Source organism: Flavobacterium niveum (assembly GCF_055231775.1).
The window spans coordinates 1,254,150-1,278,850 of the sequence record NZ_JBUYSX010000001.1 but is presented as its reverse complement, the minus strand read 5'-3'; the positions used below and the strand labels follow the sequence as shown (position 1 = coordinate 1,278,850).

General features: G+C 44.4%; 21 protein-coding genes. 13 read left to right on the top strand and 8 right to left on the bottom strand.

Annotated elements, in window-relative coordinates; genetic code table 11:
- Positions 1-63: 63 nt before the first annotated feature.
- From ACZIX4_RS05195 to ACZIX4_RS05180, 4 genes are all read right to left on the bottom strand, one after another.
- Positions 64-1,104 carry a patatin-like phospholipase family protein gene (locus tag ACZIX4_RS05195; RefSeq protein WP_463334544.1) on the bottom strand — a complete coding sequence of 347 codons (1,041 nt, stop codon included), beginning with the start codon at positions 1,102-1,104 and terminating at the stop codon, positions 64-66.
- 13 nt (positions 1,105-1,117) lie between these two features.
- The gene (locus ACZIX4_RS05190; protein WP_463334543.1) at positions 1,118-1,465 is read right to left on the bottom strand and encodes an Ig-like domain-containing protein; all 348 of its coding nucleotides are present in this window, start codon (positions 1,463-1,465) and stop codon (positions 1,118-1,120) included.
- Between the two features lie 7 nt (positions 1,466-1,472).
- On the bottom strand, positions 1,473-1,880 hold the full coding sequence (locus ACZIX4_RS05185) for a hypothetical protein (RefSeq protein ID WP_463334542.1): 408 nt from the start codon (positions 1,878-1,880) through the stop codon (positions 1,473-1,475).
- A gap of 206 nt (positions 1,881-2,086) precedes the next feature.
- Positions 2,087-2,767, bottom strand: a complete 681-nt coding sequence (locus ACZIX4_RS05180) for a J domain-containing protein (RefSeq protein ID WP_463334541.1) — start codon at positions 2,765-2,767, stop codon at positions 2,087-2,089.
- 216 nt (positions 2,768-2,983) lie between these two features.
- Here ACZIX4_RS05180 and ACZIX4_RS05175 point away from each other — a divergent pair, with 216 nt between their 5' ends.
- From ACZIX4_RS05175 to ACZIX4_RS05160, 4 genes are all read left to right on the top strand, one after another.
- Positions 2,984-3,469 (top strand): hypothetical protein, encoded by a 486-nt coding sequence (locus ACZIX4_RS05175; RefSeq protein WP_463334540.1) that lies wholly within the window; start codon positions 2,984-2,986, stop codon positions 3,467-3,469.
- Between the two features lie 120 nt (positions 3,470-3,589).
- A complete protein-coding gene (purL, locus tag ACZIX4_RS05170) occupies positions 3,590-7,249 on the top strand; it encodes a phosphoribosylformylglycinamidine synthase (protein WP_463334539.1) in 3,660 nt (1,219 codons plus the stop codon).
- A gap of 120 nt (positions 7,250-7,369) precedes the next feature.
- Entirely contained in the window at positions 7,370-8,269 is a 900-nt protein-coding gene (locus tag ACZIX4_RS05165) for an AbiTii domain-containing protein (RefSeq protein ID WP_463334538.1), read from the top strand.
- 101 nt (positions 8,270-8,370) lie between these two features.
- Entirely contained in the window at positions 8,371-8,868 is a 498-nt protein-coding gene (locus ACZIX4_RS05160) for a hypothetical protein (RefSeq protein ID WP_463334537.1), read from the top strand.
- 80 nt (positions 8,869-8,948) lie between these two features.
- Here the strand turns inward: ACZIX4_RS05160 and ACZIX4_RS05155 are convergent, their stop codons facing one another.
- Positions 8,949-9,356 (bottom strand): hypothetical protein, encoded by a 408-nt coding sequence (locus tag ACZIX4_RS05155; protein WP_463334536.1) that lies wholly within the window; start codon positions 9,354-9,356, stop codon positions 8,949-8,951.
- 127 nt (positions 9,357-9,483) lie between these two features.
- Here ACZIX4_RS05155 and ACZIX4_RS05150 point away from each other — a divergent pair, with 127 nt between their 5' ends.
- The 5 genes from ACZIX4_RS05150 to ACZIX4_RS05130 all read left to right on the top strand — a co-directional run bounded on the left by ACZIX4_RS05150 (position 9,484) and on the right by ACZIX4_RS05130 (position 15,859).
- A complete protein-coding gene (locus tag ACZIX4_RS05150) occupies positions 9,484-9,921 on the top strand; it encodes a DUF1801 domain-containing protein (RefSeq protein WP_463334535.1) in 438 nt (145 codons plus the stop codon).
- A 129-nt stretch (positions 9,922-10,050) separates the two neighbouring features.
- On the top strand, positions 10,051-12,171 hold the full coding sequence (locus ACZIX4_RS05145) for a TonB-dependent receptor (protein ID WP_463334534.1): 2,121 nt from the start codon (positions 10,051-10,053) through the stop codon (positions 12,169-12,171).
- A 107-nt stretch (positions 12,172-12,278) separates the two neighbouring features.
- On the top strand, positions 12,279-13,694 hold the full coding sequence (locus ACZIX4_RS05140) for a T9SS type A sorting domain-containing protein (RefSeq protein ID WP_463334533.1): 1,416 nt from the start codon (positions 12,279-12,281) through the stop codon (positions 13,692-13,694).
- Between the two features lie 369 nt (positions 13,695-14,063).
- Complete coding sequence (locus tag ACZIX4_RS05135; protein ID WP_463334532.1) at positions 14,064-14,612, top strand: hypothetical protein; 549 nt, start codon at positions 14,064-14,066, stop codon at positions 14,610-14,612.
- A 29-nt stretch (positions 14,613-14,641) separates the two neighbouring features.
- Positions 14,642-15,859 (top strand): cation:dicarboxylate symporter family transporter, encoded by a 1,218-nt coding sequence (locus tag ACZIX4_RS05130; protein WP_463334531.1) that lies wholly within the window; start codon positions 14,642-14,644, stop codon positions 15,857-15,859.
- A 409-nt stretch (positions 15,860-16,268) separates the two neighbouring features.
- On the opposite strand, the gene ACZIX4_RS05125 is transcribed toward ACZIX4_RS05130, so the two are convergent.
- Together ACZIX4_RS05125 and ACZIX4_RS05120 are read right to left on the bottom strand one after the other, a co-directional pair.
- Positions 16,269-17,558, bottom strand: coding sequence for an MFS transporter (locus ACZIX4_RS05125; protein ID WP_463334530.1), 1,290 nt, complete (start codon positions 17,556-17,558; stop codon positions 16,269-16,271).
- Between the two features lie 131 nt (positions 17,559-17,689).
- Complete coding sequence (locus tag ACZIX4_RS05120; protein ID WP_463334529.1) at positions 17,690-19,153, bottom strand: glycoside hydrolase family 130 protein; 1,464 nt, start codon at positions 19,151-19,153, stop codon at positions 17,690-17,692.
- Between the two features lie 196 nt (positions 19,154-19,349).
- Between ACZIX4_RS05120 and ACZIX4_RS05115 the strand changes: the two genes are divergently transcribed.
- The 3 genes from ACZIX4_RS05115 (at position 19,350) to purE (ending at position 21,700) form a co-directional block, all read left to right on the top strand.
- A complete protein-coding gene (locus ACZIX4_RS05115) occupies positions 19,350-19,925 on the top strand; it encodes a dihydrofolate reductase family protein (protein ID WP_463334528.1) in 576 nt (191 codons plus the stop codon).
- 37 nt (positions 19,926-19,962) lie between these two features.
- Positions 19,963-21,117: a 5-(carboxyamino)imidazole ribonucleotide synthase gene (gene purK, locus ACZIX4_RS05110; protein WP_463334527.1), complete on the top strand. Its 1,155-nt coding sequence runs from the start codon at positions 19,963-19,965 to the stop codon at positions 21,115-21,117.
- Between the two features lie 100 nt (positions 21,118-21,217).
- The gene (gene purE, locus ACZIX4_RS05105; protein WP_411409774.1) at positions 21,218-21,700 is read left to right on the top strand and encodes a 5-(carboxyamino)imidazole ribonucleotide mutase; all 483 of its coding nucleotides are present in this window, start codon (positions 21,218-21,220) and stop codon (positions 21,698-21,700) included.
- 78 nt (positions 21,701-21,778) lie between these two features.
- Here the strand turns inward: purE and ACZIX4_RS05100 are convergent, their stop codons facing one another.
- Positions 21,779-23,953 carry a S9 family peptidase gene (locus tag ACZIX4_RS05100; RefSeq protein ID WP_463334526.1) on the bottom strand — a complete coding sequence of 725 codons (2,175 nt, stop codon included), beginning with the start codon at positions 23,951-23,953 and terminating at the stop codon, positions 21,779-21,781.
- Between the two features lie 123 nt (positions 23,954-24,076).
- Between ACZIX4_RS05100 and ACZIX4_RS05095 the strand changes: the two genes are divergently transcribed.
- Positions 24,077-24,562: a hypothetical protein gene (locus ACZIX4_RS05095; RefSeq protein WP_463334525.1), complete on the top strand. Its 486-nt coding sequence runs from the start codon at positions 24,077-24,079 to the stop codon at positions 24,560-24,562.
- Positions 24,563-24,701 lie beyond the last annotated feature (139 nt).

Here is a 24,701-nt window from a genome sequence, read left to right as displayed (position 1 = left end):
TTAGTGCGTTATATGTTTTTTGTGGTGTAAAAAGCTGTAAATATAGCAAAAAGACTGCCCGGTTTACGGGGTTGTTTTTTGCCCTTCGAAAAAAGCCAGTGTATGGGTTTCCCCGCTTTTTATCAGCGAAAGCTTCTGCACTTCGGTAAGCTTTTTCACTTTGGGGCCTATCCCTGCCGAGGATACTGAAAGCGTACGCTGCCAGTCGGCTTCAGTGAGCTGGTTGCGGTTCAGGTTTTCCAGCACCAGTATATAGAATGCCTGCATGTATTCGGGCAGGCTGGTTACGGGCAGCTCTACCAGTTCCTTATTTTGCCTGTCGCTTTCTATCTGCCCATCTGAGTCGATACGCACACCCAGCGTTTTGTAATTGGGTATGCGGGTGCTGCGGCCATCGTCGGCTACGGCAATGCTATCGAACATAAATATGGGGAAGTTGCCTATAATACCACCGTCAACGACTATATCAAGCTGTTTGCGCTTTTTAGGCTTGCGGTACACCTTGCCTTTGGCATCTATAAATACGGCCTCAAAATACAGGGGTACCGACATGGAAATGCGTACCGCGTCCTTCACCTTCATATCAGGATAGGTCTCTGCCGAAAACACCAGCAACTTCTGGCGGTTAAGGCAGGTGGCAGTTACATAAAGCTGCTTAAAACCCTGTTGTTCCAACTCCCTGAAGGTAACATCGGCCTTTCCTGTTTTGGCACTAATAATCCCTTCCAACCAATGGGTAAAGGCATCGCCCTTGTACCACCCGAAACGGCTATACATACGGGCAAAGCCGCCCACGAACATCATTTCGCCATCGTTAAACTTCTCAAATTTAGTGTCGGATATTATGGCATAAATTTCATCTGAAGTATACCCAAGCGCCACCATAAGCGAAGTAATGGCCCCCGCCGATGTGCCGCCAACTTTTTTAATGCCGGGCATTACGCCACGGTTTTCCAGCTCCTTTATCACCCCCGAATAGGCTATGCCGCGTATGCCTGCGCCTTCAAACACCAGGTTTTCGTAGGCTGGGTGTGACAGCGAGTCCTGCGCTAAAAGCTTTGGCATCATACAAAATAACAGCATGGATATATAGAGTGTTTTCATAGGTTTCATACTTTTAATTGACTTGAATCACCACATTTTTAATGGTCCATACTGCATGGCCATTTGCGCTTACTTCTATGTTGTACGCACCGGTAGCATTCGGCACAAAGCTTTTGGTAAGAGTGTGGTCGCCTTGCGCTTTATTGTAAGTATATATAAAAATGGTATCGGTACTCTCATTGGTTACAACAACAGACTCAGACAAAATAGCATCTACGTCTTTCAGTTTGGCCTTAATCTCTACAGTTTGCCCTACGGTAAACACCTGTCCTTCGGTTGGGGCAATGATTTGCACTTCGGGTGCGGGTTCATCGCAGGAAACGACAAGCAGCGGGAATAGTATGAGGAATATTTTTTTCATTAGTTTGTTATTTTCTCCAGCAGGCAATACTTTCTTCAATATAGTAGCAGTCCACGAGCTTAGAGGTTTTATAATCGCGGTTTACCCTGCAGGTAAGGCTGTCGTTTTCCAGTATCACTTTTTTTTGGAAAGCACCATTACTGCATAGTGTAAAATCCTGTTCGATAGGCTTAAAGCCTTTTTCAACCAATATTTCAGCTAACTCCGGTTTCGTGGTTTTAACCTGCTCCTCAGTATAATGGTCATCGTAATTAAAGGGGAATTCTATATAGGTATACTTGCCGTCGGCGTACTTCAGTTTGAGTTCCACCAACTCAGTATTAAAATCGGTAGCGGTTTTATCCTTGTTACAGGCCAGGGTAATGGTACACAGGGCGCAAATAAAAAGGTAGTGTAAGCGAAAAGGCTGCTTCATGGCATAACTGGTTTGGTTATAAATGTACAAACTAATTTGGTATACTGTTTATTACACAAACCGGGTTAAAAGTAAACTGTGTTGCCAAATCTTGGTTATTTACTGAAATATCGGTAAGGCTTTTTTTTCATTATCCAGTAAATAAAGTAACTAAGGTAGGGTAGCCAAAAAATAAGCAATATGGTTATCATAAGTGGTTGGTTTAATTAGCTGCGGAACATCCCAACTAAAAATAGTAAAATAAATAACACCATAAACAATATGAAAACCAGCTTTGTAGTGATGCTAACATGATTTTCGTCTGCTTTTGTAACTACCTTTTTGGGTGCTACAACAACGTGGTTTTCTAATGCAGTTACTTTATCCTTAAAACCATGATAATGCGCAGCCAGTTTTTCCAGGCGTGTATACACATCCGACTTTAACGGCCCGTGCAAAAAGATACAGCACGTAAGTACCTCGTCTACAATAAGGTTATTGGTAGTACTGTCGCGTTCGGCCAGCAGGTGGTTTATGTTTTCGTCGCTCAGCAGGCTGTTTATAAGGTTAAAAAGTTCCTGCCGGTTTACCTGCCCTCCATTAGTCAGCACCCTGTTTTTTATGGCCTTTATTTGCAACAGGTATTGTATGGGCGACGGCTTTCCCGAAAGCGTCCCCCTACCCTTATATACCGATTTGTAGCCCCTGTTGTAGTCGTATTCGCTGCGGGCGGCAACATCGTTCAGTACCACATAGGCCTCAGCAATACGCTTAAAGCGTTCCTCGCTTTTTTTATCGCCGGGGTTTTTATCGGGGTGGTGCTTTACCGCCAGCTGCCGGTATGCCTTTTTTATATCGGCCTGCGGGCTGTGCGGGTCTACACCCAGTATGTGGTAGTAATCTTTCATCCGTGCTTAAAGTGGATGCAAGGTAGGGATTATTTGCCGAACACTGATGACACAGATTTCAGGGATTTCGCACAGTAAATACATTTAATTGGTGACGATTTTGTTTACACTATTTGACTATTTTTGGTAATATTATGGGGATGCCATAAATCATTATTCAAAGCAATCATAAAATAGCTTACACAGGGTATTATTCAAAATTTTCTTCAGTTATAAATGAAAAATAGTATAGAAATAATATATTTAAAATCTCTCAGAGACAATCCGGACGGTCAGTCGGGAAATCCTGATTTTGAGAAAATCAACATTCCTATTTCCTTAAATGAAATAGTATCATTAGAACTTCAATACAATCAAGAAATTCCTTTCCCGGCAACACTAAGGGAGCTTCTGTTCTTAGCAGGTCACTATTGTTATTTTTTAGATAATTGGGGCATTTCTCAGCAGGCTATGCAGGAATTTGTACGTGAACAGCTAACCAAAGTTAATAGACAAATTACCAGACCCTTTTATGCCATTGATTTATATAATGGATATGATCAGTTTTTATACGTGCATCTTGACGAAGGAGATAATCCTATGGTTTACGAGGCAGTATATGATGAGGATATTACTGAATGGACCTATCAGACAGGGCTAAAGCTTGCTGAATATTCTGACATGAGAGTTAAAAGGACGCAAAGTGGCAGAAACCCTTTTTAATTTATTTAAATAATTTGTACAAATAACCAAATCACCCCATAACCGAATAACCAAAAAAACCATTTCCGAATAACAAACAAAATCCTTAATTTTGCGCCTTAAAACAACAACACTACAACAATGATCCATTTCTTCGGAAACCAGACCACTACGGTTTTTGCGGTACAGGCGCAAAACGAACTTTCGGCAGAGGATATTTCAAAACTTAACTGGCTTTTTGGCGACGCACATAAAATAGAGAAATCCGTACTTACGGATTTTTTTGTTGGGCCTCGCGCCACCATGATTACCCCTTGGAGCACTAATGCCGTAGAAATTACCCAGAATATGGGTATCGAGGGCATTATCCGCATAGAGGAGTTCTTTAAGGTGGAAGAAGCCGATGCTAAATTCGACCCGATGCTTTCGCAGAAATACAACGGGCTTACACAAGACATTTACACCATAAACATACAGCCGGAAGCTATCCTGGAGATAGACGACATAGCGGCTTATAACGAAAAAGAAGGCCTTTCGCTTAGCAGCGAAGAGGTAGACTACCTGAACAACCTTGCCACAAAACTGGGCAGGAAACTGACCGACAGCGAGGTTTTCGGCTTTAGCCAGGTAAACTCAGAGCACTGCCGCCACAAGATATTTAACGGTACGTTTGTTATCGACGGCGAGGAAAAACCGTCTTCACTTTTCAAACTGATTAAAAAAACAAGCCAGGAAAACCCTAACGATATAGTTTCGGCATATAAAGACAACGTGGCGTTTGTAAAAGGCCCACGCGTGCAGCAGTTTGCCCCTAAGAGTGCCGACAAACCTGATTTCTACGAAATCAAGGAATTTGATTCGGTTATCTCTGTAAAGGCCGAAACGCACAACTTCCCTACTACGGTAGAGCCGTTTAACGGTGCTGCAACGGGTAGCGGTGGTGAGATACGCGACAGGCTTGCGGGCGGACAGGGTTCGCTTCCGCTTGCGGGAACTGCCGTGTACATGACAGCCTACTCTCGCCTTGAAGAAAATCGCCCTTGGGAAGAAGGCATGGCCGAACGCAAATGGCTGTACCAAACCCCAATGGATATCCTGATAAAAGCATCTAACGGTGCGAGCGACTTTGGTAATAAATTTGGCCAACCGCTTATTACAGGTTCGGTACTTACGTTTGAACACGAGGAAGCCAACCGTAAGCTTGGTTTCGACAAAGTAATAATGCTTGCGGGCGGTATCGGTTACGGTAAAGAGAGCCAAAGCAAAAAACAAAAGCCACAGGAGGGCGACAAAGTGGTTATCCTGGGTGGTGAAAACTACCGCATAGGTATGGGTGGTGCTGCGGTTTCAAGTGCTGATACGGGTGCCTTTGCATCGGGTATCGAGCTGAATGCCGTACAGCGTAGTAACCCTGAAATGCAAAAACGTGCTGCCAATGCCGTTCGTGGCCTGGTAGAAAGCGACAACAACCCTATAGTGTCTATCCACGACCACGGTGCGGGCGGTCACCTTAACTGCCTTTCGGAACTTGTAGAAGAAACCGGCGGTAAAATAGACCTTGACAAACTGCCTGTAGGTGACCCTACCCTTTCAGCCAAGGAAATCATTGGCAACGAAAGCCAGGAGCGTATGGGCCTTGTAATCGGGCAAAAAGACATTGAAACACTACAGCGCATTGCCGACCGTGAGCGTTCTCCTATGTACACTGTAGGCGACGTTACCGGCGACCACCGCTTTACCTTTGAAAGCGCTACCACAGGTGCCAAGCCAATGGACTTCGCGCTGGAGGACATGTTTGGCTCATCGCCAAAAACCATAATGACCGACAAAACTGTTGCGGTTAATTATGCCGATGTAGAATACACCCAGGAAAATATACACAACTACCTTAACCAGGTACTTCAGCTTGAGGCCGTTGCCGCTAAAGACTGGCTTACCAACAAAGTAGACCGTTGTGTAGGCGGACGCGTAGCCAAGCAGCAAACCGCAGGCCCTATACAACTTCCGCTGAACAACGTGGGCGTTATGGCGCTTGATTTTGCCGGTAAAGAGGGTATTGCCACCACCATAGGCCACTCCCCTGTTTCGGCGTTGGTAGACCCTGCTGCGGCAAGCCGTACTGCAATTGCGGAATCGCTTAGTAATATTGTTTTCGCGCCGCTTAAAGACGGCCTTAAAAGTGTATCGCTTTCGGCCAACTGGATGTGGGCGTGTAAAAACGAGGGCGAAGATGCAAGGCTATACGAAGCTGTAGAAGCGTGTTCAGAATTTGCAATCGAACTTGGCATCAACATCCCAACAGGTAAAGATTCGCTTTCTATGAAACAGAAATATCCTGACGGCGATGTAATTGCCCCGGGTACGGTAATCATCTCGGCTGCGGGTAACTGTAATGACATTACCAAGGTGGTAGAGCCGGTACTGAAACGCAACGGCGGCAGTATTTACTACATTAACCTGAGCAACGACAGCTTTAAACTGGGCGGATCTTCTTTTGCGCAGGTGCTGAATAAAGTAGGTAGTGAAGTGCCAACGATTACCGATGCGGCCAACTTTAAGTCGGCTTTCAATACCATTCAGGATTTAATAAAAGACGGCAAAATTGCTGCCGGACACGATATAGGCAGCGGTGGCCTTATTACCACCCTGCTTGAAATGAGCTTTGCCGAAGTTAACCTTGGCGCAGCGTATGACCTTACTAACCTTGAGGAGGCCGATACCGTTAAGGTATTATTCTCTGAAAACATAGCGCTTGTTATCCAGGCAGATGCTTCAATCGAAGCGCAACTTGCTGCTAACGGCGTAAACTTTACCAAGATAGGCGAAGTTAAGGAAGGTGACACAGTAACCGTGAAAAACGGTGCTGCCGAGCTTACTTTTAACGTAGCTGAAACCCGCGATACATGGTTTAAAACATCTTATCTTCTTGACCAGAAACAGTCTGGTACACAGAAGGCTAAGGAGCGTTATGTAAACTATAAGTCGCAGCCGCTTGTATACAACTTCCCGGCGCATTTTGACGGTAAGAAAGTCGCCATTGATGCCAGCAAGCCAAGGCCTAAGGCAGCCATCATCCGTGAAAAGGGTTCTAACTCAGAGCGCGAAATGGCAAACGCCATGTACCTTGCCGGTTTTGACGTGAAAGACGTTCACATGACCGACCTTATCAGCGGCCGTGAAACACTGGAAGACATACAGTTTATAGGTGCTGTGGGTGGTTTCTCTAATTCAGACGTACTGGGTTCGGCTAAGGGCTGGGCGGGTGCATTCCTGTACAATGAGAAGGCTAAAACGGCCCTTGAAAACTTCTTTAAACGTGAGGATACCCTATCGGTAGGTATATGTAACGGTTGCCAGCTGTTCATAGAGCTTGGACTAATCAACCCTGACCACGAGAGCAAACCGAAAATGCTGCACAACGACAGCCACAAGCACGAAAGTGGCTTTACGTCGGTTACCGTAGCGGAGAACAACTCGGTGATGCTAAATACCCTTGCGGGCAGTACCCTTGGTGTATGGATCAGCCACGGTGAGGGTAAATTCAGCCTGCCGTACGAGGAGGATAAATACCACGTTGTTGCCAAATACGCCTACAACGGCTACCCTGCCAACCCGAACGGTTCTCACTTTGACATTGCTATGATGGCAAGCAACGACGGCCGCCACCTGGTAATGATGCCGCACATAGAGCGTTCTATGTTCCAGTGGAACTGGGCGTACTACCCTGAAGGCCGCAAGGACGAGGTTACGCCTTGGCACGAAGCGTTTGTGAATGCCCGTAAGTGGATTGAGAACAGGTAATTCGGTTATGCGGTTATTTGGTTATTCGGAAGAAGACCGATAGACGTAAGATAATAGATGAAAGACGCCTCCAGGAATGGGGGCGTTTTTTTTGGTACATTTGGGAAAAATAGAATTTAAATGATAAAGCAACTCATAAATGATTTAGTATATGAGAATATTACACTATCTAAATCACTAACAATTTCGAAGCTCATTGCTGCAAAAATTAATAATAAAATTTTTAGAGAATGGCTTACTAAAGAATTAGAAGGATATGACTTTAATGATCAAATTCTCCCTGATTATCGTAAGATATATAGTCCAATAACATTACATGCTGAATTTCCATTTGGGCGAACTCAACAAATTGAAGTTTCATTAAATGATGAATTTGATAAAGAATTCGATGAATACGTATACAAGCATAAAGTATTAGAGCCAATTGCTATGGTAGAAGAGCAAATCAGAGCTATGCCAACAAAAACCAAGGGCTACATAAACTTACCGATTAATATGGTTCAAGTAATAGCTGGTCTCTATAAAGAATCACTAGATGCCTATGGTGGTGTTATTAGAAGTGGAAACAGGGTAGTTGGAAAAGTCCAATGTCAAAATGTTTTAGAACTGACTAAACAAAAATTAATTGATACATTAATCGAACTTAATAATGAATTTCCAAATCTTGAAAATGAATACATGATGACTTCAGAAAATGACAAAAAAGTACAGCATATTATTACAAATAATATCTATGGCAACAACAATCCTTTGAATTTAGCTACTGGTAATAATAATATTCAAACTATAAACCAATCCAATAACTTATCAGAAGAAACAAAAAAAGATTTCTTAGGCTTGGGTGTTAATTTAGCAGAAATTTCTGAACTTGAAGAAATTGTACAAACTACATCTGATAAGTCTACGTTACCAGCTAAAGTTATGAAATGGCTTGGAAGTGTTTCTGCATCTATTGCTGCAAAAGGATTGTATGAAAACCTACCAAAACTTACTGAGTTAGTACATAACATAATTTCTTGATACCCCCGCTGGCGCGAGCATCCCGCTCGTGCCAACCAATAATTTTAAAAAGACACGAGCGTGACGCTCGCGCCAGCCTGTATGTTATAACACTCCAACCAATGCATTTAAACCTCCACATTAAAAGACTACTGTTCTACTGGCTTACAAGTTATGTGCTTGCAGTAGTAATCTACTATGTGCTTTTACTGATACTACCCCGGCATGAGGTGTTTGGGGCGTTGTACCGGATGTATACCTACCATGAAGCATACCCACTTACCTTCATAGCCATTCCGTGTTTCTTTTTCGGGATATTTGCTGCATTATTTACCAGCGTCTTTTCACGCAAGCGCATCGGCGGGAAGATACTGTTACTGGTCTTAATTTTAGTTTTGGTGATGGTAATAAGTTCGCCATTCGGAGGGATGCTTTGGCACTATTATGATATGCTGAACGGTTTTTTTCCTAAGAATTGGGTTTCAAAAATGATTGTTGAAGGCTTTAAAGACGGCCTGGAAGTGGGGTGGTTTATACTTTTGATATCCATACCCTACAATGTAGTAATAGCCGTAAGCTGGTATTTTTTGATGAAAAAGGGCAGTACAATATCTAAATAAAACAGCAGACGTTGCAATGCAACGTCTCTACAAAAAAGCCTCCTCAGGTTGTGAAACGGCTCTATATTTATAACCAATCATTATTTCAGGTTGTTTACATCAACAACAGTATTTTTATCGTCAACATAAAATATTTTATCGTGTATGGTATCGCCTGCCGCTACCGCGTAGGCTTTAACAATATAAAAGGTTTTACCAGTGGCTTTACTTTGAAGGTTTACATATTTGCCTGACTCCTCAATAAAAAATTTAGCACTTTCAAGATCCGAATCTTTATACTCATAATACTTTTCGGTGTACTCTTTAGACAGGATTTTGTAAACATCCTTATCCAAAACTTCAGAGGTTTTAAACTCGTACGTTTTTATCTCTTCGTCAGACATTTTCCATTCTTTCAATTCCGCTTTTACAGCATCAACCTGTTCAGCATTTTTTGCACATGCAGTTAATAACAAAGCGCACCCGGCGATAATAAAAAATTTTTTCATGATTTTTAGTTAATTGATTATAGCACAAACATAAGAAAATTATTTAATAATAGTATTTTTTTCTTATAATTATTTTCATCTGCCAAAAAAACAGTATATTTACAACACAAGTGCTAAACCTCACACCATGGCAAAAAACAAAACCACCGAGACTACAGTTGATGTCACCGACTTCATCAACAGTTACGTAGATAACGAGCAGAAAAAAGCAGACAGTTTCCGCCTTATAGAACTAATGCGTGAGTGGTCGGGGTTTGAGCCAAAGATGTGGGGACCTACAATCATAGGGTTTGGCAGCTACCATTATAAATACGCCAGCGGGCATGAGGGTGATGCGCCTATGCTGGGGTTTTCGCCGCGCAAAGCTGAATTTTCGCTGTATGTATACTCCCCTACCGAAGAAACCAAACCACTGCTGGATGATTTGGGCAAATTCAAAATGGGAAAGGCATGCATCTACGCTAAAAAGTTGGCCGACCTTAATATCGAGGTATTGGAAAAAATTTGCAAGGCAAGTATCGCCTACCTTAACGAGCACCATGTATGTGCTGCGTGTAAAGGTTAATCTGTGGTAATCCGTAAAATCTGTGTCATCAGTGTTCCCTTCTCCGTTAAACTTAACCCAGCACATTTTTTTTATTTGCACCTTATTGCTACTTTAGGCATGTGATTTACAAAACCACATCATCCCTCCATGCTAAAAAAACTACTCCCGTTATTCCTCATATATTTTGGCTGTAGCCAAATAGCCTCGGCTCAGGACACCCTGACTAAACGCACCCCCTTTACAGATACCATTAAGGTAATCTACTGCCCTATTAACAGTTACATAATCCCTGAGCTGTACATCAGCAATTACCACATAAACAACAACCAGCTGGATGCCGCTGCGGCTATAGGCATACTGACGTCAGGCCAGTTGCAACGCAACAACAATACTGAGATAGCACCACTACTCAACACCCTGCCCGGCATACAGATGCAAAGCGGTTCGCTGAATACCAACCGCATTTCCATACGCGGCATAGGCGCACGGACTACGTATGGTACCAACAAGATACGGGCGTTTTACGGCAACATCCCCCTGACTTCGGGCGACAGCGAAACCACGATTGAAGACATTGACCTTGAGGCTATAAACCGCATAGAAATCATTAAAGGGCCGTTCAGCAGTATTTATGGTGCGGGGCTTGGCGGCGCCATACTTATTGACCCTAACTTTACTGCCAATACCGGCCACACGGGTAAAGCCAGCGTTACTGTGGGTTCGTTTGGTTTAATAAAAAACACCCTGAATTACGGCTACAGCAGTAACAACGGCAGTGTAAACGTCAATTACCACAAGCTGCAAAACGACGGCTGGAGAAACAACAGCAGCTACTACCGCGAGGGCGTTACCCTGGCGGGCGACCTTTTCCGCAAGGCCAAAAGCAAGCTTACCTACTTTGGCAATTATACCTACATGAAAGCCTACATAGCCAGCTCGGTTACCAAAGAAAGCTTTGAACAAAACCCGCGCGCTGCTGCACCTACTTGGGCCGCCAGCAAAGGCTATGAGCAGTACCACACCTTTATGGGTGGCGTGGCGTATGAATTTGAGTTGGCACCCAATCTGAAGAATACTACATCTATATTCATCAATAATAAAGACAGTTACGAACCGCGCCCGTTTGACATTTTGGCACAAAACAGTACAGGCTACGGCGGACGCACGCAGTTTAACGGCAACTTCCTCATTGGCAAACTAAAAACCGAATACATAGCCGGATTGGAATATTTTAAGGACGGCTATACCGGCAGCACCCACGAAAACCTGTACCAGGACAACAACGGTAACGGTTCGCTCCGGGGTGATAAGATTACAGGAGACGAGCAAAGCAGGCATTTTATCAACGCTTTTGCGCAAGTGAGGATACAGTTTACTCAAAAGCTGGAAGCACAGGCCGGCATCAACTACAATAAAACCGCATTCAGCCTTGATACTACTTTCCCCGCAGAAAGCCGCGACAGCGAAGACCATAGTTACAAAGGCATAGCTGCACCGCAATTCTCATTATTATATAAACCTGCCGAAAACGCTATGGTATATGCTTCGGCCAGCCGTGGGTTTTCATTGCCTGCCATTTCCGAAACACTGAATGCAGACGGTACCGTAAACCCCAATATAAAACCCGAAAACGGCTATAACTTTGAAATAGGCAGTAAGTTATATGCCTTCAATAACCGCCTGTATACCGATGTGGCTCTGTACCGTATGGAAATAAAAGACCTGCTGGTGGCACAGCGTGTAGGCGACGACCAATACGTGGGCATCAACGCCGGGAAAACATTGCACGAGGGTATAGAATGGCTTGTAAAATATAGCCAGCCACTGGGACAAAACTGGCAGCTTGCCCCCTACACCGCCTTATCGGCGGGGCGTTACCGTTTTGAGGAGTTTATAAATAACGATGTGGATTACGGCGGCAACAAGCTTACGGGCGTGCCTTCTACCAAAGTGAATGCCGGGCTAACACTCAGCATGCCTTTAAGGCTGTACCTTACTGCCGATTATTACTACACCGGCAACCTGCCCATGAACGATGCCAATACCGCATTTGCCGATAGCTATAACCTGCTTAATGCGAAGTTGGGTTGGAGATACTACACAAGCAGCGGGCTGGATATGGGCGCATCATTCGGGATAAATAATATTACCGACACCCATTATGCTGCTATGGTACTTGTAAATGCCACGGGAACAAACCCCAGATATTACTATCCGGGGCTTCCGGTTAACTATTATGGTAATGTGAATATTAGCTATCTTTTTTAGGCTTTAGCCAAAAAAATTATAAGTACGTTAACTATATTTTACGCAACCTTTTCGGATTTTGCACATCTGTTAATATAATATTAATATAATCAAAGACCGAAATTGTTATGAGACTACGTTTACTATTTTTCCTGTTTATCGCTACGGTAACGGGTGCCTTTGCACAGCAGCAGGCTGTGATTCAGGGCGATGAAGTGCTGTGTCCTGGCGCTACCGGCACTGCCATGGTACTGGGCATTGTGCCTTACGACAGCTACCAGTGGCAGGTTAAAGCCTATGGCGAAACCAATTTTACCGATATTGAAGGCGCTACATCTTCTACATTTGAGTATGATGCCTACACCTACACCGTAACTACAATACGTGTGGAAGTAACACAAAACGGCGATACATTTTATTCTAACGAGCTGTTTATAGACGGTATTACGTTCCTTCCCATTTTTTACAGTACTGAAACCACAGGCAATGTAACCTTTGACCCTAACCAGGAAGGTTACATACTTTGCGAAGGCGGCGCTATTATAAACACCGTTGGCTCACCCTATACTAATGTGCAGTGGTACAAGGACGATGTAGCTATAGCAGGCGCCACAAACGTTACCTATACCATAACAGCGCCGGGTATATACTATGCCGTGGCAGCCCCTGCCCAATGCCCGCAGAGCACCCAGACTACCCTGCCCTGTGTAGTAGTACCATGTGCCACCCAGGAAGTGGAAGCACCGGTTATAGACGGCGACCTTATGCTGTGCCCAGATACTAATGGTACTGCTACCGTAACTAATGGTTATACCTACGATACTTACCAATGGTATTTTAAATATTTTGGCAGCCCGGACGAGTACCAGGCGATAGAAGGCGCTACAGCAGCTTCGTTTACGTATGATTGGTATACCTACGACCAGGCGTTGTTTAAACTTGTGGTGACTTCAGGTAGTACAACATACGAATCGAATATAATACAGATAGACAGCTATGCATGGTCCAGCCTTTTTATAATGCAGGATTATAACGAAGAGCTTGTAACCTTTGACCCTGACCAAGGCTTCTTGCTATGCCCTACCGGTACTATAACCAACCAAATAAACAGCCCGTACAGCATTGTACAATGGTACAAAGACGACGTAGCCATAGAAGGTGCCACAAGCCCTACCTACATAATTACCGAACCGGGTAACTATACTGTTGTAGCTGCACCTGATTTTTGCCCGGACAGCACCAGCCAGAGCGACGCTATTGTAGTCGTGGAAAACACAAACTGCACAGCAGGTACACAAAACCCTATCGGCAAAAACTTTGTGCTTTACCCTAATCCTGCTAACAGTATGTTAAATATTCAGCTGAACAGCAACGATATAGACGCAAAATATATTATATTTGACGTATCAGGAAAAAAACTGGCTGAAGGCGCCCTTAACGGCACTACTTCGGCTGTGGATATAGAAAACCTTGCTAACGGTACCTACATTATTAAAGTAGGCGTAAACGGCGCACAGGCTTCGCAAATGTTCATCAAACAATAAATCCTTTCAATCCCTTTTTATTTAAAAGCGGGGCAATTCAGGTTGTCCCGCTTTTTTTATTCCAAGCCACGAATTTTACCAATTAACACTAATAACATAGGTGAAATTTTCCACCACAAGGCACACAAAGTTTTTTCACTGAGGGCACTAAGCTAATTCTAAACTTTACACAAGGATAAAATCCCAATAATTGGGATTGAAGAACACTAAGCCGGTATGCGTAGCTTTGTGAACTTCCGTCGACGACGGTCAGACCAAGCCTTGCGAACTTAGTGACAAAACTTTGTGACCTTCGTGGTAAAGATTAAACACTACACATTATATCAATTAATTTGTGCAAATTTGTGTAATCCGTGTCAAACCACATCTATGCAAAGTTTTAAAACCGATGTAGCAAACAGTACCGCCCACCGCCCGTCGCGGGAGGGGCTGGCTAACCGTGTACTGGCCGACTTACAGCTATTGCCGGAACTGCTAAACATTGCCTTTGACACCCAAAACAAAAGCCACCACAAAGCCTGCTGGATACTGGAGCTGGTTTTTGAAAACAACATTACACTTATAAACCCACACCTGGATACTTTTTGCCAAAAGGCGAAAACGTATAAACATGAAGGCGCCATACGTTCGGTTTCTAAAATATGCCTGTTCCTGGCACAGCGATGGAAAAAGCACCCGCAAAGCCTTACCTCATTACAAAAGGAACAGCTTACCGAAGCCTGCTTTGACTGGCTTATAGACCCCGATGGTAAAGTGGCTAATAAGGCCTACGCCATGCGTGCACTGTACATTTTGGGCAAAAATACCGACTGGGTGTACCCCGAATTGCAACGCATATTGCAGGAAGATTTTACCAAACACACCGCAGCATATCAGTCGGCTGCAAAAGAACTGCTGCAAAAGCTGAAAATTACCTAACTTTCAGGCGCTATAACGTTAACCATCTTATGGACGGAAATTTCAGTAAAACACAGGTAACGCTGCTAAAGGTAGTTACTAATCTTACCTTTTGGGTATTTGTAGCCATAGCGGCAGGCATTTGGCTGGGGCATTACCACCCGCAGCAGGCACTTAAAATGGAAAAGGTAGGCAGATACTTTATTGACCTGATAAAGCTGTTTATAGGCCCCATCATCTTCCTTACCATAGTGCTGGGCATAAGCGGTATGGGCGACTTGCGAAAGGTAGGCCGCATCGGGATAAAATCACTGCTGTATTTTGAGGTGGTTACTACCTTTGCACTTGCCATAGGCGTAGCAGTAGCCTACCTGCTGAAACCCGGCAGCATAGACCGCACAGGCCTTAGTATGGGTGATGCCGGCGAATACGCCCAAAAAGCATCCGATTTCAGTTGGATGAAATTTTTCCTGGATAACCTTACCCTACAGGTGTTGGCAGCAGCCATCATTACAGGCATAGCCCTAAACTTTTACCCCAAACGCGAAATGGTAACCGGCTACCTATACAAGGCCTCCACAATAGTCTTTAAAGTCCTGAAATGGGTTATGTACCTTGCCCCTGTGGGCGCATTTGGTGCCATGGCATTTACCATAGGTAAATTCGGGCTGCATACGCTGGTGCCACTGGGCAAGCTGATGCTGTCGGTATACATCACCATGGCAGTGTTTATTTTCGGGGTGCTGGGCAGCATACTGCGCTATTACAAAATGAGCATCTTCCGTTTCCTTGGTTATATAAAAGAGGAACTGATTATCATCCTGGGCACCTCATCATCAGAGACCGCATTGCCTAACCTTATGGAAAAACTCCAAAAAGCGGGTTGCAGCAAAGAGGTTGTGGGCCTGGTGGTACCTACGGGGTATTCCTTTAACCTGGACGGTACTTCCATTTACCTCAGTATGGCTGTTATATTTTTGGCACAGCTGTATGACGTACACCTTTCATTTACAGAGATATTAAGCATCATCGGCCTGCTTATGGTAACCAGTAAGGGAGCAGCAGGCGTTACGGGCAGCGGGTTTGTGGTACTGGCCTCTACCCTTACAGCAATACACAAAATACCGGTAGAAGGGCTTGCATTCCTGCTGGGTGTAGATAAGTTTATGAGTGAGGCACGTGCCATAACCAACTTTATAGGGAACGGTATTGCCACGCTGATTATCAGCCGCAGTGAGGGCGAAACCGCCAATATAGATAACGTGTAATCAATATTTAAAGATTATTAGTGTTAAAGCAACAACTAAAACGTTTTAGAAAGCAGCCCGGAAGCTATTTTTTAACAGAAACATAACAGGCTTTTGATGTATGTGCCGAAAAAAAATCAGCAAACAAAACAATCAATTGAAATATCAATAAAAATACCTTGTACCAAACCAAAGAATGATATTTTTATTACTTTAGTAAAAGATTTAAATACCATTTTAAAGTTCGCTGACAATATGGTTGTACTTACCTTAAGATGTGTAGTGACGGAGGGGAACGGCACTATAAACACAACATTTTGAGATAAATAACCGGAAGATAAGCTGAAGGAATGATAAAATGCAAACAAGCAACTTTCTTCTTTTTTAAAGGCCTGTCCACAGACAGGCCTTTTTAATTATCCATACCCTGTTATTTTGTATCAGGCTCTTCGTCAAAGTTAAATTTACGCAATTGCGGCGCGCTGAAGAAAGTTACGGCTATAACCCCCAGTGTCAATAGCCCGCCTGTATATACAGCCCGTACCGTACCCAGCCAGTGTGCCATAACACCGCTTTCAAAATCGCCCAGCTCATTGCTGGAACTGATGAATATGGTATTTACCGATGATACCCTGCCACGCATATGGTCCGGCGTTACAAGCTGCAGGATGGTACCACGCACTACTACACTTACGGCATCAAACATACCGCTAAGCAGCAGCATAAAGAATGATAAATAGAAGTTTTTAGAGACACCAAAGATAATGATGCTCAGCGCAAAGCCCGTAACGGCTATAAACAGCTTGCGACCCGGGTGTGTTTTAAGCGGCATAAAGGCCAATAGCCCCAGCGTAAGCAATGCCCCTATACCCGGTGCCGAACGCAGTAACCCGAAGCCAACTTCGTCTACGTGCAGGATTTCCTTTTGGTATACCGGCAGCAACGCTATGGCCCCACCAAACAATACCGAAAACATATCCAGCAGCTGTGCGCCCAGCAGTGCAGGCGTATTCAGTACAAAACGTAATCCCTGCGAAAGGCTTTGCAGCATGGGTTCGCGTTGCTCTTTTTTTACAACGGGTTTTGTTTTTATGTACAATATGGGGAATAATAACAGCAGTTGCACCAGTGTTACCGCCAGCATACCGGTTACTACGCCGTTTATGGCTATCATAACCCCGGCGGCAAGCGGCCCCATAACTCCGCCAAGCTGCAATGCCATACTGCCCCAGCTGGTACCGTTTGCATACAGCTTACGGTCGTTTACCACCAGTCCGAACAGTGCAAACAGCGACGGCCCCACAAACGAACGGATGATACCGCCCACAAATACCAATCCGTAGATAAGGTAAAGGGTGGCATTGTGCCCTAAGGTTTCGTACGAATAAGGCGTAGTAAGCGTAAACAGGCAAATGCCCAGCACTACATAAGCCGTGACGCAGCTGAGCACCAGGCGGCGCTTTTCCAGCAGGTCTACATAATGGCCAGCAAACAGCGAGCAGCCCACCGCAGGTATTACTTCGGCAAGGCCCACCATACCCAGCGAAAGCTTGTTGTTTGTAATCTGGAATACCCAGTAAAATATCGTGGTACTCTGCATGTTCAGGGCGAAGAACAACCCGAAACGAAGCCCCATATAGGCTAAAAATTCTTTATTTTTAAGTACAGCGTTTTTATCGAAAAAACCGGGCTTGGTATTCCCGGCCGTGTCATTTTCCATACAAGCTTTGATTTAACCGCAAAGATAGGGTGCAATGTTTTATAAAGCGGCGGTAAGCGGTTAAAGTTTGGCTTAAAATTTCGCTAACCGGGCATCAACCATGAACTATAAACAATGAACCATAAACTTTTTTACCCACCCGATTTGAGCCTGTCCAGCAGTGTTTGCAGTTTTACCGTAGCAAAGCCCGAACTGTGGTCGCTAAGCCCATACGGGATAATCAGGTCGTCGTTATGGATGATGGAGCCGCAACTGTACACCACATTTGGCACATAACCTTCGCGCTCGTCTGGGTTTGGGATGATAAGCGGGTCTTTAAGGCGGCCTATTTCTATAGATGGGTCATTCAGGTCCAGCAATGAAGCGCCTATGCTGTAACGGCGCATACTGCCTACCGAGTGGGTAATAACCAGCCAGCCGCAGTCCGTTTCTATGGGGCTGCCACAGTTGCCTATCTGCACAAACTCCCACGGGTATTCCGGTGCCTGTATTTTAATAGGGTCATCCCATTCGTTTATATTATCGCTGTACATCAGGTAATTGTTCCAGCCATCTATACGGCTCAGCATGGCATATTTACCATTTATTTTTCGTGGAAATAAGGCCAGGTTTTTGTTCTTTGCCCCTTCTCCATTCAGCGGGCTGGTTTTAAATTCGTAGAAATCATTGGTCCGCAGCAGCTTCGGCATTATGTGTATACCATCATACGCAGTGTATGTGGCATAATAGGTGGCCCTGCCGCTTTCATCAAAATATTTTACAAAGCGCGCATCTTCAATCCCTTTGCTTTCAAAATCAGAAATCGGGAAAATAACGCGGTCGCTAATATCCGTATCCTTACTAAAGGTAATGCGGCGGTAGCTGTCGCTCAGCGCCAGTATCAGGTTCAGGTCGCGCAGCGTTTCGGGGTCTTCTATTTCAGACCGGGCATCGAGCACTACTTTTTTCAGCTGGTCGTAATCGAAACGATCCGGAAGTTGGTCGGTAACTATTTCTATAAACTTTTCGTCGATATCCGCTTCCCGTGCCTTTGCCAGGAACAGGCGTTTATTGTATATCAGGTTGTGTACCTTTTCGGCTTCGTCTATATAATTACCGGCGGGTATCACGGTAATATTGCTTGCCTGGTCTATAATAGCTCGGCGGAACACTACCGAACTCACGTGCCCCTCGCCCACCGCACGGAAACTTATAATCACGCGCAGCTGGCCTTCCTCAAGGTTCGTCTGGTCCGGGTCAGGTACTATGCTGGGGTTAAAAAACGCTGCCGATTCTATAGAATACTCGTGGGTAAAATACGAGCCTATAAGCAACTTACAGTTTTCATCGAGCTTTTCATATTCAAAGCCTGCAGCTACAATATACTTTTTTACGCGCTCACAGTTGCGCAGCAGCTTACGGGTTATATTACGGTGCCTTTTGGAAAAATCCTGCAGCAGCGGCGATATCAGCGCAAACACTTCTTCTTTGCCCAGCGCCATTATTTTCTTTATGAGTTCTACGGCGCGTTCTTCCCCATTAAAAAAATAACGGGCTATAACACGCTTGGTATCGGGTAAAACTTTTACGGGTTTTCGCTCTACTGTCAGTCTCATACGGCTTTCGTTTTGGTTCTTCAAATTTGTAAGAATAGTTATCACCCCTAAAATACGAATATATTGGCATACCCAAATGCTAAAAAAAAGTGAAAAATATTACAAATTAGATTGTTAAGCACACGGGGCAACTTTCACATTATATTATAACTACTGCGCGGCGGAAATCTGTAAATTCAATACTAAAACTTTAGCCATGAGAAAGCTTATTGTGCAACAGTGGATTTCAGCCGACGGCTTTGCATCGGACAGCAAAGGAACGACTGCTTTCTTTGAATCTGAAAAATACAATGAAGGTTGGGCAGAAAACGAACTTACCCTGCTGGAAAACATCGATACCATTTTGCTTGGTGCCAATACCTACAAAATGTTCCTGGAATACTGGCCCGATGTAGATCCTGATAAGGAAGCCGTGGGCCCGGCGGTGAATGCTACACCTAAAATTGTTTTCTCTAAAAGCCTTACAAGTGCGCCGTGGGGCAAATGGCAACCTGCTACAGTAGTAAGCTCAGACCCGGTGGCATACGTAAAACAACTCAAGGAACAGCAGGGTAAAGATATAATACTATGGGGAAGCCTTACGCTGTGCCGTGCTTTAGCCGAAGCCGGTTTGCCCGACGAATACCACCTTACTATAGCACCTGCATTTGTGGGTAAAGGGCTTCATTTTTTGCCCAAAGACAAGGAATGGCTGGATATGGAACTCGTAAAAAGCGAAGCTTATAAAAGTGGTGTGGTTTCATTAGTATATGTGCCCCGTTCAAAACAATAATTTTGAATATCTTTGCGCTGAAACAACAACACAATAAATGGACTACTTTTCTTCCGGATTTAAACTGGGCATACTGGGCGGCGGACAGCTGGGCAAAATGCTGCTTACCGAAACCCGTAAATTCGATATACAAACGTATGTATTAGACCCGTCTGCCGAGGCGCCGTGTAAAATAGGCAGCAATGTTTTTGTTCAGGGCAGCCTTATGGATTTTGATACCGTATACAACTTTGGCAAACAGGTAGACGTACTTACCTTTGAAATAGAACTCGTTAACATCCCCGCACTGGAAAAACTGGAAGCCGAGGGTATTAAAGTATATCCTTCGCCTCAAACCCTGAAACAGATACAGAACAAAGGCGCCCAAAAGGATTTCTACGCGGCTAACAACATACCTACCGCACCGTACAAACGCTTTGAAAGCACTACCCTGCTTAAGGCTGCTGCCGAAGCGGGTGAGTTTACCTATCCGTTTATCTGGAAAAGCACCGAAGGCGGCTACGACGGTAACGGCGTTAAGGTAATACGCAGTGCAGAGAGCTTTAACGGCCTTGCCGATGTACAGTGCATCGCCGAGGAAATGATAGCGTTTAAGAATGAGTTGGCCGTAATTGTTACGCGCAACCCGGGCGGCGAAATAAAAACCTACCCTGTGGTAGAAATGGAGTTCCACCCCGAAGCCAACCAGGTAGAGTACGTTATTTGCCCTGCGCGTATAGACGATGCCGTAGCCGAAAAAGCACGTGCTATTGCCCTTAAAGTATCGGAAGCATTTAACCATGTAGGCTTGCTTGCTGTGGAAATGTTCCAGACGCAGGATGATGAAATTTTGGTAAACGAAGTAGCCCCAAGGCCTCATAACAGCGGGCATTACTCTATAGAGGCGAGCTACACCAGCCAATTTGAGCAGCACCTGCGTGCAATTCTAAATCTTCCCCTTGGCAATACCGACAGCAAGGTAGCCGGCATTATGGTAAACCTTGTAGGCGCTGAAGGTTACAGCGGTAATGTGGTATACGAAAATATAGAGAAGATATTGGGCAAAGACGGCGTTACCCCACACATTTACGGCAAAAAGGAAACCCGTCCGTTCCGCAAAATGGGCCACGTTACCATAGTGAACAGCGACATAACCACGGCAAGAAGGATAGCCGAGGAAGTGAAGAATACTATTCGCGTTATTAGTAATTAGGTTTTATTATTTTAAATGTTAAATTCTAAATTTTAAATTGGCTGGTGGGGCCGAGTGAAGTTTCAAACAACTGACAACCATCAACCAACAACTAAATATTATGAAAATAGGAATCATCATGGGCAGCATATCGGACATGCCGGTAATGCAGGATGCCATAGACATATTAAAGGAATTTGGTATAGAAACAGAGGTTGATATTGTATCGGCCCACCGTACCCCTGAAAAACTGTTTGAATACAGCACCACTGCCCATACCCGTGGCGTTAACGTAATTATAGCAGGCGCAGGCGGTGCAGCCCACCTTCCGGGTATGGTAGCCAGCATGAGCCCACTGCCTGTTATAGGCGTACCGGTAAAATCAAGCAACAGCATTGACGGTTGGGACAGCGTACTTTCTATACTGCAAATGCCGGGCGGCGTACCCGTAGCCACTGTAGCGCTAAACGGTGCCAAGAACGCCGGTATACTTGCCGCACAAATACTGGGCAGCCACGACAAGCTGGTACAGGCCAAAATAATTGCCTACAAACAGGGCCTTAAGGAAGCGGTAATTAAAGCATCGGACAGCCTTAAAAAATAATTGCAACAGCAATAAAAACAAACAGCCCGGAAGCATATTACTTCCGGGCTGTTTTTGTATTACCTGAATTTAAAGAAATTACTTCTTCAAATACGTATCAAAATAATCCGCTATTTTCTGGTTCAGGTGGAAGCGGTCCTTACCACGCACATTGTGCTCGTGCGTTGGGTACAGAAAGTAATCTACCTGCTTACCGGCCTTAATGCACGCCTGTATAAGCTCCATACTGTGCTGCTGTACCACCACAGGATCCTGCGCACCGTGAATAACAAGCAGATGGCCTTTCAGTTTGGCTGCCTTATCTACCGTATTGGTCTTGGCATAGCCCTCAGGGTTTTCCTGTGGGGTGTCCATATAGCGCTCGCCATACATCACTTCGTAGTACTTCCAGTCGACCACAGGGCCGCCTGCCACGCCAACTTTAAACGTATCGGCCTGGTCCAGCATAAGCGAAGACGCCATAAACCCGCCAAAGCTCCAGCCGTATACCCCTATCCTGTCGGCATCTACAAACGCTTTGGCTTTCAGCCAGTCGATACCTTTCATCTGGTCGGCCATTTCGTTTACGCCCAGGTTACGGTGTACCACGTGTTCAAAATCACGCCCACGGGCATCGCTGCCACGGTTATCCAGTGTAAATACCACATAACCGCGCTGCGCCATATAATAATCAAACAAACCGGCACCACCCAGCCACTCGTTGTTAACCAGCTGTGCATGCGGCCCGCCGTAAACGTAAAGCATTACCGGGTATTTTTTAGTAGCGTCAAAATCGGCAGGGTAAATAATACGTCCGTTCAGCGGGGTTTTACCATCAGCTGACGTAATGGTAACCAACTCCATTTTTGGCAGTACCGTCTGTCCGGTGTATGGGTTTTCGGCTTTAAACAGCGATGTAGCTTTATTGTTTTTAGTGCTGATGATGTTCACCTCGTTTGGCGTGGTCGTATTACTGAAGCTATCTTCTACCAAAGCACCATCGGCACTTACTATAGCCGTATGCGAACCCGAGCCTGTGGTGACCTGCGTGGTTTTACCCGACTTCAGTTCCACTTTATACAGCTGGCGGTCAAGGCCGTTATTGGCAGTACCAATGTAGAATACGTTTTTAGCAGCCGAATCAAAGTTCAGTAATTGGGTAATTACCACTTCTTTGTAGCCCAGCTTCTTAACCAACTTACCATCGGTAGTATATAGGTACAGTTGCTCGTAGCCGTCCTTTTCAGAACGGTACAGGAACTGGCTGCTGTTGCCCGGCACAAACGTAAGCCCGTGCAGTGGCTCTACATAAGTAGTGGCTTTTTCTTCAAAAAGCGTTTTGATGAAATTACCTGTAGCAGCGTCATACTTGTTCAGCTTCAGGTGGTTTTGCTCGCGGTTCAATACGCCTACATATACCTGTTTCCCATCGGGCGACCAGCTTACCGTAGTAAGGAACTGCTCTTTAGGGCCTTCGGTTTTAAGCGTAGTGCTTTTACCCGAAGCCACATCGTATACCACAAGGGTTACTTCCTCGCTCTTCATGCCCGCCATAGGGTATTTTATGTCCTTGGCAGCAGCCACACGCTCATCCCACTGGATTAACGGATAGTTGGCCGCCATGGTTTCGTCCTTATGGTAGTACAGTAGCTTGTCACTGTTAGGGCTCCACCACATACCGCGGTCGATGCCAAACTCCTGGCGGTGTACATAGTCGCTGCCATTTACAATGCCCTTATCAGTATCGTTGGTTACGCTTATATCCTTACCTTCTTTGGTGATAATGATATTGTTTTCCTTAAGCCACGCAGCTGCGCCGCCGTTTGGCGACAGTGTTTGCTGCGAAGCATCAGTAGCTATTGCCACGGCGCTCTTAATAGACTTTGCAGCCACATCAAACAGCACCAGGTAGCTTTTACCCGAACCATCGGCCTTTATATATAAGGTATTGGTGTCGTTCCAAACATAATCGGGCGGGAACATCCTCAGTGTAAAAGTCTCCTGCGGGAATTTCGCTTTAAGCGCCGACGCAAGGTCTTCTTTGGTAAGCAGTGTGGTTTCTGCCCAGTTGCCCTGCTCAGTACGGGCAAGGAGCTTGCCGTAGGTTTCGTCAAGGTAGGTTAGCGTATGCGTACCCGGCCTCCAGGCAGGTGATGTAAGGCTTTTGGGTGCATATTGCTGGTACGCGCCGTAAGTAGCTTCCTGTATGGTTAGGTTGTGTTGTGCAGTAGCCGCCCCACCCGAAAGGACAAGCAGCCATAACAGTTTTCTCATGTGTTAGTATTTAGGAGGGCTAAGGTAAGTAAAATATAGAGGTTATGGATATGGATATTTTACAGGGATTTAAGTATATTTGATAATACTTCTTAACCAAACAACTAATACATAAAATATACAATGGAAATAAATGTTGATTTTATTAAGCAGATCCGTGAGACAATTGATTGGATTAAAGCACAATTTAAAGAAGCAAAAAATGATTATACAAAAGACAAGCTAAACATAATCATTAATGACATTTCTGATTTAATAACCAATAAGAACAACTATTTAGAACGGATTAATAATGTTGGTAATGATAAAGAATTGCTAAATAAAGAAATTAAAGAGGCATTAAAAATAGCCGAATCTGACATTAAAAAATTATCTACCGATATTAAGGACACAGAATTAAAAGCTTCAAATTTGGGCATTTCCTTAAATATAAAATTACAAACATTGGCTAATATTAAAGCAACCGAAATTCAACGATTTAATGAATTATTGGTTGGTGCTCCGCATAGTGATGATATATTTAAAATTATTGAAAAGCTGACTTCCTATAAAGATAAATGGCTTGAAATTGGGGGTGAAATCGAAAAATTGAAATCAGAACTAAATTAAAATTTAAGCTTAACTATTAATAATTTCTTTCAATCCACTATTGATATTCTATTTTCGTTAAAACCTTAAAAATATTTTTAACATTTAATTTGATATATAAATAATGTTCCTATTTTTGGAGAAAACCATGTGTTTTTCA

What these genes read in the sequence shown, in the direction of transcription:
- ACZIX4_RS05190 (WP_463334543.1), bottom strand. Translation starts at nt 1,465, where the DNA reads ATGAAAAAAATATTCCTCATACTATTCCCGCTGCTTGTCGTTTCCTGC.
- ACZIX4_RS05165 (WP_463334538.1), top strand. Translation starts at nt 7,370, where the DNA reads ATGATAAAGCAACTCATAAATGATTTAGTATATGAGAATATTACACTA.
- ACZIX4_RS05125 (WP_463334530.1), bottom strand. Translation starts at nt 17,558, where the DNA reads ATGGAAAATGACACGGCCGGGAATACCAAGCCCGGTTTTTTCGATAAA.
- ACZIX4_RS05180 (WP_463334541.1), bottom strand. Translation starts at nt 2,767, where the DNA reads ATGAAAGATTACTACCACATACTGGGTGTAGACCCGCACAGCCCGCAG.
- ACZIX4_RS05155 (WP_463334536.1), bottom strand. Translation starts at nt 9,356, where the DNA reads ATGAAAAAATTTTTTATTATCGCCGGGTGCGCTTTGTTATTAACTGCA.
- purE (WP_411409774.1), top strand. Translation starts at nt 21,218, where the DNA reads ATGAAAATAGGAATCATCATGGGCAGCATATCGGACATGCCGGTAATG.
- ACZIX4_RS05100 (WP_463334526.1), bottom strand. Translation starts at nt 23,953, where the DNA reads ATGAGAAAACTGTTATGGCTGCTTGTCCTTTCGGGTGGGGCGGCTACT.
- purL (WP_463334539.1), top strand. Translation starts at nt 3,590, where the DNA reads ATGATCCATTTCTTCGGAAACCAGACCACTACGGTTTTTGCGGTACAG.
- ACZIX4_RS05175 (WP_463334540.1), top strand. Translation starts at nt 2,984, where the DNA reads ATGAAAAATAGTATAGAAATAATATATTTAAAATCTCTCAGAGACAAT.
- purK (WP_463334527.1), top strand. Translation starts at nt 19,963, where the DNA reads ATGGACTACTTTTCTTCCGGATTTAAACTGGGCATACTGGGCGGCGGA.
- ACZIX4_RS05150 (WP_463334535.1), top strand. Translation starts at nt 9,484, where the DNA reads ATGGCAAAAAACAAAACCACCGAGACTACAGTTGATGTCACCGACTTC.
- ACZIX4_RS05145 (WP_463334534.1), top strand. Translation starts at nt 10,051, where the DNA reads ATGCTAAAAAAACTACTCCCGTTATTCCTCATATATTTTGGCTGTAGC.
- ACZIX4_RS05095 (WP_463334525.1), top strand. Translation starts at nt 24,077, where the DNA reads ATGGAAATAAATGTTGATTTTATTAAGCAGATCCGTGAGACAATTGAT.
- ACZIX4_RS05115 (WP_463334528.1), top strand. Translation starts at nt 19,350, where the DNA reads ATGAGAAAGCTTATTGTGCAACAGTGGATTTCAGCCGACGGCTTTGCA.
- ACZIX4_RS05195 (WP_463334544.1), bottom strand. Translation starts at nt 1,104, where the DNA reads ATGAAAACACTCTATATATCCATGCTGTTATTTTGTATGATGCCAAAG.
- ACZIX4_RS05120 (WP_463334529.1), bottom strand. Translation starts at nt 19,153, where the DNA reads ATGAGACTGACAGTAGAGCGAAAACCCGTAAAAGTTTTACCCGATACC.
- ACZIX4_RS05130 (WP_463334531.1), top strand. Translation starts at nt 14,642, where the DNA reads ATGGACGGAAATTTCAGTAAAACACAGGTAACGCTGCTAAAGGTAGTT.
- ACZIX4_RS05160 (WP_463334537.1), top strand. Translation starts at nt 8,371, where the DNA reads ATGCATTTAAACCTCCACATTAAAAGACTACTGTTCTACTGGCTTACA.
- ACZIX4_RS05140 (WP_463334533.1), top strand. Translation starts at nt 12,279, where the DNA reads ATGAGACTACGTTTACTATTTTTCCTGTTTATCGCTACGGTAACGGGT.
- ACZIX4_RS05185 (WP_463334542.1), bottom strand. Translation starts at nt 1,880, where the DNA reads ATGAAGCAGCCTTTTCGCTTACACTACCTTTTTATTTGCGCCCTGTGT.
- ACZIX4_RS05135 (WP_463334532.1), top strand. Translation starts at nt 14,064, where the DNA reads ATGCAAAGTTTTAAAACCGATGTAGCAAACAGTACCGCCCACCGCCCG.